9 protein-coding genes, 1 tRNA gene and 1 pseudogene are annotated in these 12,974 nt (G+C 42.6%); 5 read left to right on the top strand and 6 right to left on the bottom strand.

All coding sequences use genetic code 11. The annotated features are described in order from the left end of the window. Positions 1-23: 23 nt before the first annotated feature. Both IE181_RS10135 and IE181_RS10130 read right to left on the bottom strand, forming a co-directional pair. Positions 24-1,253, bottom strand: coding sequence for a glycosyltransferase (locus IE181_RS10135; protein WP_191252579.1), 1,230 nt, complete (start codon positions 1,251-1,253; stop codon positions 24-26). Next, positions 1,250-2,197, bottom strand: a complete 948-nt coding sequence (locus tag IE181_RS10130; RefSeq protein ID WP_191252577.1) for a glycosyltransferase family 2 protein — start codon at positions 2,195-2,197, stop codon at positions 1,250-1,252. The genes IE181_RS10135 and IE181_RS10130 overlap by 4 nt, the downstream gene beginning before the upstream one ends. A 155-nt stretch (positions 2,198-2,352) precedes the next feature. Between IE181_RS10130 and IE181_RS10125 the strand changes: the two genes are divergently transcribed. Further along, positions 2,353-3,864, top strand: coding sequence for an O-antigen ligase family protein (locus IE181_RS10125; protein WP_191252575.1), 1,512 nt, complete (start codon positions 2,353-2,355; stop codon positions 3,862-3,864). 253 nt (positions 3,865-4,117) lie between these two features. Here IE181_RS10125 and IE181_RS14775 read toward each other — a convergent pair. Continuing rightward, positions 4,118-4,370: pseudogene (locus IE181_RS14775) on the bottom strand (integrase core domain-containing protein); the annotation flags it as partial. 388 nt (positions 4,371-4,758) lie between these two features. Next, on the bottom strand, positions 4,759-7,725 hold the full coding sequence (locus tag IE181_RS10115; protein ID WP_191252571.1) for a LamG-like jellyroll fold domain-containing protein: 2,967 nt from the start codon (positions 7,723-7,725) through the stop codon (positions 4,759-4,761). A gap of 250 nt (positions 7,726-7,975) precedes the next feature. Here IE181_RS10115 and IE181_RS10110 point away from each other — a divergent pair, with 250 nt between their 5' ends. Together IE181_RS10110 and IE181_RS10105 are read left to right on the top strand one after the other, a co-directional pair. Continuing rightward, positions 7,976-8,788: a kinase gene (locus IE181_RS10110; RefSeq protein WP_191252569.1), complete on the top strand. Its 813-nt coding sequence runs from the start codon at positions 7,976-7,978 to the stop codon at positions 8,786-8,788. A gap of 139 nt (positions 8,789-8,927) precedes the next feature. Next, positions 8,928-10,139, top strand: a complete 1,212-nt coding sequence (locus IE181_RS10105) for a multidrug effflux MFS transporter (RefSeq protein ID WP_229819316.1) — start codon at positions 8,928-8,930, stop codon at positions 10,137-10,139. A gap of 143 nt (positions 10,140-10,282) precedes the next feature. Here IE181_RS10105 and IE181_RS10100 read toward each other — a convergent pair. Together IE181_RS10100 and IE181_RS10095 are read right to left on the bottom strand one after the other, a co-directional pair. Continuing rightward, positions 10,283-10,359, bottom strand: a tRNA-Arg gene (locus IE181_RS10100). Positions 10,360-10,466: 107 nt separating this feature from the next. Then, positions 10,467-10,745 (bottom strand): ETC complex I subunit, encoded by a 279-nt coding sequence (locus tag IE181_RS10095; protein WP_191252567.1) that lies wholly within the window; start codon positions 10,743-10,745, stop codon positions 10,467-10,469. Positions 10,746-10,956: 211 nt separating this feature from the next. Between IE181_RS10095 and IE181_RS10090 the strand changes: the two genes are divergently transcribed. Further along, positions 10,957-11,754: an SDR family oxidoreductase gene (locus IE181_RS10090; protein WP_191252565.1), complete on the top strand. Its 798-nt coding sequence runs from the start codon at positions 10,957-10,959 to the stop codon at positions 11,752-11,754. 100 nt (positions 11,755-11,854) lie between these two features. After that, positions 11,855-12,931 (top strand): acyltransferase family protein, encoded by a 1,077-nt coding sequence (locus IE181_RS14770; RefSeq protein WP_373308368.1) that lies wholly within the window; start codon positions 11,855-11,857, stop codon positions 12,929-12,931. The last annotated feature ends 43 nt before the right edge of the window (positions 12,932-12,974 follow it).

Below are 12,974 nucleotides of genomic sequence, written 5' to 3'. Positions count from 1 at the left end.
AATATCTAAAAGATACCTGAATATCAACTATAAATTGTTCGACTAGCTTTGTCGTGGCGATCTTCATATAGGTTTTTCAACCAAGCCATTTTTTTAGACCAAAGGCCGATGTCATTCATTCTTTGTATTGCACCTGTAGATAATCCCATGAGCCTATCCCTGTCTTCATCCAACGAAATTATCGCAACTGCAAGATCTTCAGCAAGTTGGTCAGGGTTTTCTGCATTTAGACGTATCCCACAATCATCATTGACTATTTCCCCTGGGCCACCAAGATTACAAGTGATCACAGGCAAGCCTTTAGACAAAGCTTCAAAAAGTACACCCCCACTTGGTTCCCTAAAACTAGGAAAGGTAAATACATCAGCATAAGAATATGTATCTAATACAACTTTATGAGCCACACGACCAAGGAAAGCAATATTCTGTTCTACACTTAATGACTTAGCCAAACTTTGACATATGTCGACTTCTGGGCCAAAACCTATTGAGATCAACTTGATCCAGGGCCTATCCTTTAATAATGACATGGCCCTGACTAAATCTCTTAAGCCTTTGGTTCTAACCCCACGACCAACATGTATAAGAGTTAACTCTTTAGAGTGTTCAACTTTTCTGGCAACTATATCTGCTTCCTCAACCCCATGCTCTAACATAACTTCAAAATTTCGTAATTTTATCGTTCCCAACCGGTCTTTAACACCACTATCTATACCCAGCAAAACATCTAAGTTTTGAAAGGTCATTCTGTGAATAGGACTAATATTAAATAATAAATTATCTAAAACTCTGAATTTTGAAGCAAATGAATCCGAGCCACATTCAGCAGCAAAACCTTTTGGTGTAGGTAAACTTCCTCCCTTAGGTCCGCAAATATATGGTATGTTTGTCTTTATTGAGGCTGGAGGATAGCGCAATCCGAATGGAGTAAGTTGATGTATTATATCAATTTCTTCACCTAGTTTAACAGCTTCCTTCAACCAGCGGCGTACTTTTAACCAAAACTTCACGTATCCTGGTTTCAACCCCGCATCGAGACGCTCATATTTTGCTGGTAATTGCCATGCAGGCCATGAAATCACTTTAGTATTTGGCAAAAACTTCTGAAGATCACTTTGACCACGACGATGCTGAGTTAAAAGGGTTACGTCAGCCCATTTCTCAATCTGAGAGGCCCAATGAAAAGCGAGAAGAGCTTCTCCAACATCTTCAGGGTCAAGATTTGCTGCGATTAAAATAACTTTTAATGTCATGAATGGTTTTTCTTTCGAGTGTCAGGCCAAGCGTCTTTAAAATTGAAAACAATACCCTCAAAATACTTTGCACGGTCCCTGCTTTTCGCCTTTCTCGTCAAGAGAGCAAGTATTTTCCACAACAGTAATCGACTAACGTTAAACAGAAACAACAAGGCGTAAGCCACGTAACCCGTGACTAGAGATTTATGTTTTATATTAAGACGAACAGTGGCTTCAGATAATAATAGGTCTCTTTTAAAGTTTAGTGGTTTGCTACTCCCCCCACCATAATGCGTTATAGTCCCTACAGGAGAGTAAACAAGCTGCCATCCTCTTCCTCGAAAACGCATACACCAATCAGTTTCTTCTCCAAAAAAGAAAAAATCTTCATCTAAGGGACCAACAGATCGCAGAGCGGTTGCTCTGACCATCATGAAACAGCCAGATATTACTTGAACGAAACGTTGTGAGTGTTTCAGGCTTTCACCTAAACTGAATTTAGATAATAGTCTAGCTAGTCTATTTCTATTAATACCAAGCAAAAGTAGCAGCAAACTTCCTAAGCCAGGAAATGTAGATGTACTCGCTTGAATTGAACCATCAGAATTTAACACCCTACACCCCAAAACGCCCATTTCAGGATCACTTTTCATCACGCTAACACATTCTTCAAGAACATTTCCGTGGACAACGGTGTCTGAATTCAAGAGAAGAACATATTCCCCCTTAGCAATATCGAAACCTTGGTTATTGGCTGCTGCGAACCCTTTATTCTCTGTGTTTTCAATCAAAATTGTAGACGGAAATTTTTTTCTTACCATTTCACAACTACCATCTGTAGATGCGTTATCTATCACCATGACTTCAAAGGATACTTTAGGTTGATTTTGAAATATTGACTCCAAGCATTCTTGCAATAAATCAATAGTATTCCAATTAACGATGATGATAGAAAGTATCATAAACTTCCATTGTCTTATTCTACTGAAAAATGTATTAAATACATATTAACTTTAAACAGGCTCCGATCAATATGTTATTTACGAAAAAGTACCTCCCAAATTATTCGGAGCTGCCACTCTTGAGGAGCCGATTTCTTCTAAATATGGCGACGCTGTTGTTTGTAGCAGCACTTTCTCTATTTTGTGGATTTGTGATTGCTGCTTTTGCGACCTCTTCTCTTAGACTTTTAATCCCTATAGCTGTAATTATTATCTTGTTTTGTATATGGGCTTTGCCAGCAAAAGAAAAAAGTTTAGAGGGGTTTATAATCTTCGGCACATCAACTTTTGTAGTAGTTTTTTTGTTTTTCCCTCCATACCTCTCAGTTTTACCCATACCTGGCAACGCGTGGATTGGAGCCCCAAGAATTGTACTTTATTTGACGATTGGGGTATTCCTGATAGGCCTGTCTACCTCTAGAAAAATTAAAGCTAATATCTTCAATGTTTATCAGAACAATCGTAGATTATGTCAATGTATTCTGGCTCTATTAGCTGTTCAATTCACCGGGATTTTTTTCAGCCCTAAAATACTATCAATAGTATGGGACTTAATAAAGTACACAACGTATACCATTTTTCCTTTTCTTTTCATCATAGCGACTTTCACTAAATTCAAACAACTAAAACTATTATTAATTTTGATGGTTTTATCGCTTCCTGTTTGGGGCATATTGGCTCCTGTTGAGTTAAAAACAGGAAATATTATATACTTGGAATTTATGCCAGGCTGGGCTTTTGGAACTGATGAAGTGACACAAAAGATTTTAACTCCAACATATAAGGGAGGAAACTATAGGATAAAAGGCCCCTCGATTACTCCCCTGGAATTTGGGGAATTAATTGGCGTAATATTGCCTATCACCGTTGCCTTGATGATGGAAAAATTTAATGTCGCGATTAGAATACTTGGAGCGATTTTCTACATTCTCGGCGGCTTGGCGGTATTTTACACAGGCAGCCGCCTTGGATTGATCATCAGCATTGTCGGAACAGTCAGTTACCTGTTTTTTTGGGCAGTCAGACTGTGGATACATGACAAAAAAAACCTTATTGGACCAGCTATCGCTAGTATATACCCCGCTTTTGTCATTGCACTTGTTTCGGTCATATTAGCTAGTAATAAATTACATAATATAATCCTTGGTGGTGGCGACACTGCTGCAAGTACTAATGCTAGATTTAAAATGTGGGAAAAAGGATTTCCTATAATCTTTGAACGGCCACTTTTTGGGCACGGCTTTTCCACAGCAGCCACAGTATTGAACTATAGAGACTTTCAGGGTAACGTTCAAATTGACTCCTACTGGCTTTCCGTTTTCCTTGATAGTGGATTATTAGGAGGAGGCATATTTGCTGTGCTATTTTTCTTAGCTATCAGAAACTCAATGCAATTATATCTGTTCACTAAAGTAGCTCATGAAGGTTTCCCATATACAAATGCGTTGGCGAGTAGCTTTATCGCCTTTATTGTAGGAAAATTAGTTCTCTCTCAAGATGCAAACCACTCATTAATATACATTTTTTTAGCAATTTTGTGCAGTGTAACGACAATTTTCAATTCGCAAGCGACCAGATACAGACCTATTGAAAAAAATACATCATCATCAACTTCAAAGAGAAACTAGCAACGCAGCTCTTACCTGCAGTTATCTAAACTGACATAAAGACACGACAAAATTATCTTTAACTGTCTAGAATTAACCCGAGTCCCAAAGCTCTAGCAGCTATCCATTAAGTCCTTTATTGCAGTTTTGATTGGTTGTTTGACCATTTGCAACCCTTGTCAGGACATGCCCCCATAAGGGTTTTTTCGTATTTGTTCATAATTGCCTGTATTGGACTTTAATCTTTCAGAGCAGAGTGTGGCCGGACGTGTTAATAATCATTTCGCGATGCAGACAGCACGCGCCTACTATGTGATAGGTCGCTGAGCAGGGCCTCATTGAGGCATTCGTCCCGCAACCTACCAATGAAACTTTCCACAAAACCACTCTGCATCCGCTTGTCAAGAGCGATATAATGCCAGTCTATCTCCTATACCTTAGGATTGCACTCGATGTCATGTCTGTGCCGATGTCTCTGACATGCGTATAAGGTGCTTGCTGCGCTTGGCAATCAGCATGTCTAACTCCCCTTCCCCCTTGTAAGCAGGTGTAGCATTCCCCCGTGGCCTTCAGCTCTGGAATCTAAATCTCCAGTACCCTGCACGCCCACCGTGCGCTTATCTCATGGACATCTCTGAGATGGGCGATAAAAGCCCTCTTCCCGATGGGCGTTACCATTTTTTGACGTAACATCCTTCAACATTGAAATAGCAAGGAAATTAGTAGCTAATAATGACTTCATGATGCGGATTATTTGTTCTTCCGTGAAACAGCTCTTTCTCATCACTCTGTCGACTTGTGACAGACTCAACTTTCAGCTGGTGGAATTCAAAGGGCGTATGTTAACATTTCAGAAGCACTGCATCAAAAAAGGGAGCGATAAGCTCCCTTTTCAGTGTTAAATTCTGTGATGCCTTACAAATGAACAATCATATTGTCGCTAGGCACTGCTGTATCCCAATAGTCATCTGGGTCATAGTTGCTATCCAAGCCGATACCCTCTTCGCCAACACTGCCCATCTGGCTACCATCTGCATCTGTGCGCATGATGCCATCATTAACGGTGTTAAGGATATTAACGTTTTCAACAGTACCTTCGATTTCTCGACCCCACTGTGTACCGCCAATAGTTACAGGCCAGTCTCTCTTCGCATCCAGAGCACCAGTAACACCACTCATAGACTGAACGAGTTCACCATCAAGATAGGCACTGAGAGTACCGCTTTCCTGATCATACGTCATACCCAAGCGGTGCCAGTTTCCGTCAGTTAACTGATCTTCCAGTCCCTTGACCCTTAAGTTGAATCGTCCATCCGTTGTAAACAGGCGGAAGACCACATCATCACCACGCACCTGCATACCAAACCTACCGTGTGCCCAAATTGGACGGGAGCCATCTTCAAGGAAGGTAGTTTGCAAGTCCATTGACACACTTAGTGATTCAAATGTCTGGAGGTTTTGCCCCGACAGCTCAACATACCCATCACCATTAAATACAAGCGCATCTCCATCACGGCTTGCACCACCGACGAATGACTGATCTGAGAGAGTTTCAAGAGTGAATTCAACATTAGAGAAGTCCAGAAGATCCTCGCTAGAGCCTTCACCGATCACCAGGTCATCACCACCATCTGTTGCAGCCATAGAGTCTACACCATCAACAATATCTGTACCGGTATCACCAGTCACCGTGTCACCAGTGATTGTGTCACCTGTGTCACCACCCGCAACCGTATCTGTGCCAGTGTCGCCAGTGATTGTGTCACCTGTGTCACCGCCTGCAATCGTATCCGTACCGGTGTCGCCAGTAATTGTGTCACCTGTGTCACCACCCGCAACTGTATCTGTGCCAGTGTCAGCTTGGACGATTGGAGCATCCGCTGACCACATATCAAAGGCTTTAATTGATCCTGTAAAGTTACTTCCCCATGGAGTTCCTCCGACGACAACATCCCAAGATCCAACAGGCCCCATACCACCAAATACATCATTCACAACTTTTGTCTCTTGCCCATCTACAGATACAGACAAGACACCAGTAGTATTGTTGTAAGAGACAGAAAGATTGTGGTAATTACCGTCATATAAATTCGCATCTCCGAGTGTCAAATACACGGTATCACCATCATCTGGGTAGAAATTTACTTTAATTTTCCCGTCCTCTATTACCGCAGAGAGACGGACATGACTGTAGAACAAAGCCCCACCACTACCGTCAGCGTCTTCAGGCTTGAAGTCTACTGATAAGGTAAACTCATCAAGATTAAATAACTTGTCAGGCCGTCCAAGGTTTACATGCGAAGTCCCATCAAATTGTACAGCTTCTTGAGTTACAGAAGAATCTGTTCTAGCAATCATCAAGCTATCGTTAGAAACTGTCTGAATATCACCAATACTAAGTAAATGAGGATCAGACACCAAAACTGGGATTATTTTTGATATGGTCTCTCCCGCCAATTCTATATTCAGTTTAACTTCATAGGAGCCGCCATTTTCATAAACATGGCTAACCTGAAGACCCTCGCCAAAAGTACCATCACCAAAATCCCATCTATACCTTGCATCAGCACCAAGTAATCCTGACGAATTTGCTGACATGGAGGCATCCAATGTCACCAAAAGTGAGTCAGCTGTCCCTAGAAATGTATCCATGTCCACACGAGCTGTTGTCTCGTCTGGAGTTGGGTCAAAAGTCAATGCTCCTATTCCGCCATCAAGGATACTACCAGGTTTCGGCGCAAGATCATCCAAAACCAGATTCCCACCAGCATAGGGATTCAAAAACAGATTAGAATAATGCGTATCAAGATTTTCGTTTACGCTCTGTGCAACCACATTGTTTGAAACAACGACAAGGTCTGAATCTTTCGTGGATATAGCATTTGAAACATTATTACTGACAGTAATAACACCTTTAGGGTTATCGATTAAAATAGATGGTGGCAACTCTGCATTAGGAGAAGCTATTACTGTGTTATTTTCGATATTAATGTCTCTTGCATTAGTTACAGTAATGCCATGTATGGAGTCATTATAGATTACATTACCGAAAATATCGAAATTTACGAATTGCAAATCTTCGATAGTTGAATGAATGAAAATTGATTGGAAACCTCCACCATTACCCTGAAGAAAGGTATTGTTGGAAATTACAACATTTTCACTATCGCTCTCTGTACCTGCTGTCCAGAACTGTATTCCATCTGCATGGTCCCCCTTTTCAAGATTAGGGTGAAAGTCATGCATGTAATTATCAGCGATCAAAACCTCTTTCACTTCAGCAAAATCAAATCCGTCAGATCGGATGTCATAGACTTCATTACCAACAAGTTTAATGTAATCGCTATTATCTGCAAGAAATGCTCTTACTCCATCATGCAGATCAGAATTCGTTAGGGTGAAATGTGCACTATCACGAATAGAGATCAGAAAGACATCATTATCATAGTTACCGTCCATGCTTCCATGAATGTCCGCATTTGATATCTCAATATGTGTTGACCGAGCTATATTGACGGCTTTCTCCCAGTCTACCCCATCTTGAGCGCGAATATATTCGACCTCGATTCCATCAAAAGAGATGTTACTGGAATCTGTTATTTTAATAGCATCAAATTTCGCTCCATGGAGTTCATTAGACACAATATTAACAGGAGAGGTAAAATTATATTGCCAAATATCTATCTTACCATAATCACCTGCTTCCAGGATGATTGTCTCTCCGCCAGTAGCTTTACCAAGGGCCGCCATTAACTCCGCAGAGTTTGAAACTGTAATCTCGAGTGCCATTTGCCTGTTCTCCAAAGATTGCCTATCTTTCGGCGTGGTTTCTGCCCACGCTTGTTGGCAAAATAATAAAAACAAAATGGTTAAAAGACGCATAAGGATTGCCGTTCAATTTTCCACATCTATTAACCCGCTATTAAGATGTAATGTTAACAGACTGAATAAACTAAATTTTCTGAAACCAAAAAAATGTCATCAAGTGGTATTTCTGGATAATAAATCTTTCGGCTTCCCCTCCAAGGATAGCTATAATACCGAAAGCGATTCGTTTTGGGTAGTATATTCATACTCAGTAACTTCAGAGGTTCCCATAAGTATTGATACACAACATATCTACGAGCCTGCATTGTTCGAGGCACTTTCTTCGCGGCTAAATGTTCCTTTGAAAAACCGTGTATTGTCCATCATAGCAATCTCGGGCCCACAAGGTAGCGGCAAGTCCACATTGGCTGGCGGTCTGGCCAGACACTTGGGCGGAGAGGGTTTATCAGCCGTAGTACTTTCAATTGATGATTTATATTTTACGAAATCAGAACGCCTTAAACTTGCAAAGACAGTGCATCCACTTTTCAAAACACGCGGTGTCCCTGGCACACACGATATAGAACTTGGCAACAGTATTTTGGATGCGTTACCTGAAGCCTCAGAAGAAACCCCTGTTCTTCTGCCGCGTTTTGACAAAGCCGCAGACGACCGCGCGCCAATAGATCACTGGCAAAAGATGACAGCACCACCCCACCTTATCATACTAGAAGGCTGGTGCGTGGGACTGCCAGCAGAGGAAAACAGGACTCTGCTTAGCCCTATTAATACATTGGAAGCTCAAGAAGACCCGGACTGTGTCTGGCGCCAGTATGTAAATGCGCAACTTGCGGGTCCATATGCTGACTTTTTTGCCAGAATTGACCATCTGATATACCTACAAATACCATCCTTCGACCATGTTTTTCGCTGGCGCTCCTGGCAGGAGCAAAAATTAACAACGTCCGACGCACATCAGAAACGTATGTCACCAGAAGACTTAATCCGTTTCATCGACCATTATGAACGGCTGACCAAACACGGCATGCGCACTTTACCCAAAATTGCGGATACACTCATCAAGGTTCAGGACGACCATTCCATGCAGATATCAGACGTTCAATTGCCCCACCCATAGAGATATACAGGCCAAATCTCAACCGCACTGGTGCTCACCCCAGAAACTGCCTTGTGTATTGCGCTGCAGCACAGTACAAAAATAACAAAACTCACCATCTGCAGGCGAAGAGCCTGCCTGCATCAGAAAGCGACCCTATATGTCCACAACTGACAAACACATTGGCCCCAGGGAATTTATCGCCCTTATGGCCATGCTGATGTCGATGCTGGCGCTGTCTATAGATGCGATGCTGCCCGCACTTAGTGCAATTGGTGAAAGTCTCCAGATTGAAGAGGCAAATGACACCCAGCTTGTTATCTCTATTGTTTTCCTTGGAGTTTCCATGGGATTGATGATCTACGGACCACTTGCCGACAGTCACGGACGTAAATTCTCCATTAGTGTTGGGCTGGTAATCTTTCTGATTGGGAATCTGGTATCAATATTTTCCTCTGACCTTACCTACATGCTTGCTGGTCGCTTCCTGCAGGGGTTTGGGGCTGCATCCTGCCGTGTTGTGTTGATCGCCATGATACGGGATAAATTTGAAGGCAGGGAAATGGGGCGGATCATGTCCCTGATCATGATGATATTCATAATGGTACCCATCATTGCTCCGTCTTTGGGGCAGGCAATTCTCCTGTTCACAGACTGGCATATGATCTTTGTTGGCATGGCTCTTTACGGCCTTGCAACACTCATCTGGCTTCAAGTACGCCTGCCGGAGACCCTGTCACAGGAAAACCGGCTTAAGTTTTCTCTGACGATGATAAAAAACGGGGTCGTTGAAACGCTGACTAACAGGACCGCCCGCGGCTATATGATTGCGTCTGGTACCGTATACGGGGCGTTTATAGGATACCTTAGCAGTTCACAGCAGATTTTAATGGTTCAGTATGAACTTGGTGAATTGTTTGCCGTTGTCTTTGGTGTGCTTGCGGTCGCTATTGGGCTTTCGTCTTATCTCAACTCTCGCCTGGTCATACGGTTCGGCATGGAGCGTCTGTGTATGATCTCCTTGACGGTCATTATGTTAACCTCCCTGTCTTTCGGCGCCTATTTCAGCCTTGTGGCCATGGCTGCCCCTACCCTTACAGAGTTCCTGATATATCTGAGCATCATTCTGTTCAACTTCGGCCTGCTGTTTGGCAATACCAATTCGTTAGCCATTCAACCGCTTGGCCATATCGCCGGCGTTGCCTCGTCAGTTATCAGTTCTATTCAAATGATGATTTCTGTGATCATTGGCAGCGTGATCGGCCATAACTATAATGGCACTGTCATGCCTCTGGTCGCGGCCTTCACTGTATGCTCCCTACTGTCCCTCTCAATTTTTGTGCATCTGAACAAAAATAAGGTGGATGGCTAGCCTCTAAAATCAAAGCACTGTTTATTCTCTAGTTACATAGTGACAATACTGTAGCTGATAAAGCCCGGATGTGACTAACCACGCACTTAGGTCACGTACGTTCAAGGACAATCAATTGTTTTAAATGGCATTTTTGGAAAAAGTGGCGTCCCCTGAAGGATTCGAACCCTCGACCTACGGATTAGAAGTCCGTTGCTCTATCCAGCTGAGCTAAGGGGACGCAAGCCATACACACATCAAGAAATTTCTCTGTGTCGGCATCTATGTGGGGGGATACATATATCCCCGCCTGATAAATCTCAAGTCTTTATAGCAACCAGACTGATATTATTTGAAATTATCTGAATATGCCTGAATGCGACGTTTTTTAACATGCGGCATCTGAACATCGTACGGGATACCATTACGCTCTGCATAAGCTTTAGCATCCTCCATGCAGTCAAACTTCAGTTTAACCTGACCACGCATGTCAGACGTCCCTGTCCAGCCCATCAGGCTATCAACTTTTTTAGCGGCCTCTGGCTCAAACTCCAAAACCCAGCTGTGGGTGTTGCGTGTGCCTGACTGGGTCGCGATTTTAGCCGGACGATATATTCTTGCCTTCATGAGTATTCCTTTCGGTACCTTTTAAGCTACCTTTTTCAAGGTCTGAATCTGGCGCAACATATCCCATCATACTGTCGTTGCAAATAGAGAAATTAGCCGAAAAGACAACTAGCAGGACAGAGGACATTCTTGCACACAATCCATAATCGTCGTACCAGTTGAGCTGAGGGAATTTTTCTGGGCATCCATACCCAGCTACAGGAGGGAAATCATGCAAGCATCTTTCGATTATACTGGCGCAAATGTACTGATCTTTGGCGGAACTAGCGGCATCAATTTAGGTATCGCCGAAGCTTTTGCCAAAGCTGGCGCCACGGTAGGCGTCTGCAGCCGTAGTGAAGACAAAGTCAACGCGGCCGTTGAAACATTAAAAGCATATGGCGGTAAAGCAGCCGGTTATTCACTGGACGTCCGGAATGTGGATGATGTCAAATCTGCAGCACAGTCCTTCCATGACGAATTTGGGAAAATTGACGTGCTGGTATCCGGCGCGGCTGGTAACTTCCCAGCCCCTGCCCTTGGCATGTCACCCAATGCTTTTAATTCTGTTGTCAGCATCGACCTGCTTGGCACCTTTCATGTTTTGCAAAGCTGTCACCCATATTTAAAGCAGCCCGGTGCAAGTGTGATTAATATCTCGGCACCCCAAGCATATGTCCCCATGATGTTTCAGTCACACGTTTGTGCTGCCAAGGCAGGGGTGGACATGCTAACCCGCACTCTGGCGCTTGAATGGGGGCCGATGGGCATCAGGGTAAATTCAATTGTTCCCGGCCCAATAGCCAATACAGAAGGCATGGACCGACTTGCTCCGTCTGAAGAGTCTAAGAACCTTGTACGGAAAAGTGTGCCCCTGGGTCGTTTTGGTGAAAAATCCGAAATCGCAGACACAGCCATGTTTTTATCATCTAATGCAGCGCAGTATGTCAGCGGCGTCATATTGGCTGTTGATGGCGGCTGGGGCCTCTCTGGCGCCGGATCGCTGGCTAACTCCATGATGCACGGATAATTCTATATTAACTTGTATTTGTTCAGTTAAAATGATGGTACCAGTAACACTATAAGCAAGTGTAGCTATTCTGCTAATCATACTCATACGGAGGCAAAAGTTGTTGACAGCCAAATTATCTGATGTCTGTGAAGGACGGGACAATAACTTAAATCTAATTAGAATGATTCTTGCGACCTCCGTTATTGTATCGCACAGCTATCCAATCGCTTTAGGGAGTGGTGTTGATGAACCGTTAGAAGCATACCTAGGTTTTTCACTTGGTAAGCTGGCTGTTTACGGCTTCTTTATTCTTAGTGGGTTTCTGGTAGCCCAGAGTTACGTTAAAAGAAACGATCCAATAGACTTTTCCGCAGCACGAATCTTCAGAATCTTCCCTGGATTAATTGTCGTCATATTGCTTACGGCTTTTCTTCTGGCTCCCATGTTAACAAGCTTATCCATGTCCGAACATTTTTCATCAATGGAAACATATAGTTATGTCATTCGAAATATCTCTCTCATAAAGTTGCAATTTAGCATTCCTGGTTTATTCGAAGAAAACATTTACGGTAGTGCAATAAACGGGTCTTTGTGGACACTACCCCATGAGTTAGCTTGTTACGTTTTACTCTTAATAGCGGGCATAATTGGCTTTTTTCGTTCTAATCTGATCTTTTGGTTAATTATATTAACCTATGTAAGTCTATATCTATTATTTTCTCCTCACTTTCTTGCACTTTCAAATATTTCTCAAATCACCAATTTGGCAGACCTTTCGTTCGCATTTCTTGTGGGCGTGATGTTTTGCAAATTTCAACGACACATCTTTTTATCCCCTGCCCACATTGTAGTATTGTTACTAGTTACAATTTTACTACATGACACTTACTTTTTCGTACCCGTATTTTTACTGTTTTATGCAGTTTTACTATTCTGGTTAGGTTACATCCCCTCAGGCTTCATACGAAAATACAATAACGTAGGAGATTACTCTTACGGTACATACATTTACGCATTCCCCGTCCAACAAATATTGTCTTATTACGGCATGAACAATCCTGACAGTATGACATTACTTACATTTCTAATCGTCCTGCCTCTGGCGATTTTATCATGGCACATAGTTGAAAAGCCGTCTCTAAGGTTAAGGTCCGTCGCCAGCTCAAAATTTAAGGAAAAGTATCTTTCCACATAGAGCTGACAGAGTTTTTACTAAGATTGTACAACTTAGCAGTCAT

Origin of the sequence: Kordiimonas sediminis, assembly GCF_014656395.1 — a bacterium.
GTDB classification, from domain to species: domain Bacteria; phylum Pseudomonadota; class Alphaproteobacteria; order Sphingomonadales; family Kordiimonadaceae; genus Kordiimonas_A; species Kordiimonas_A sediminis.
The sequence above is the reverse complement of the archived record's forward strand: the minus strand, read 5'-3'. Positions and strand labels throughout refer to the sequence as shown.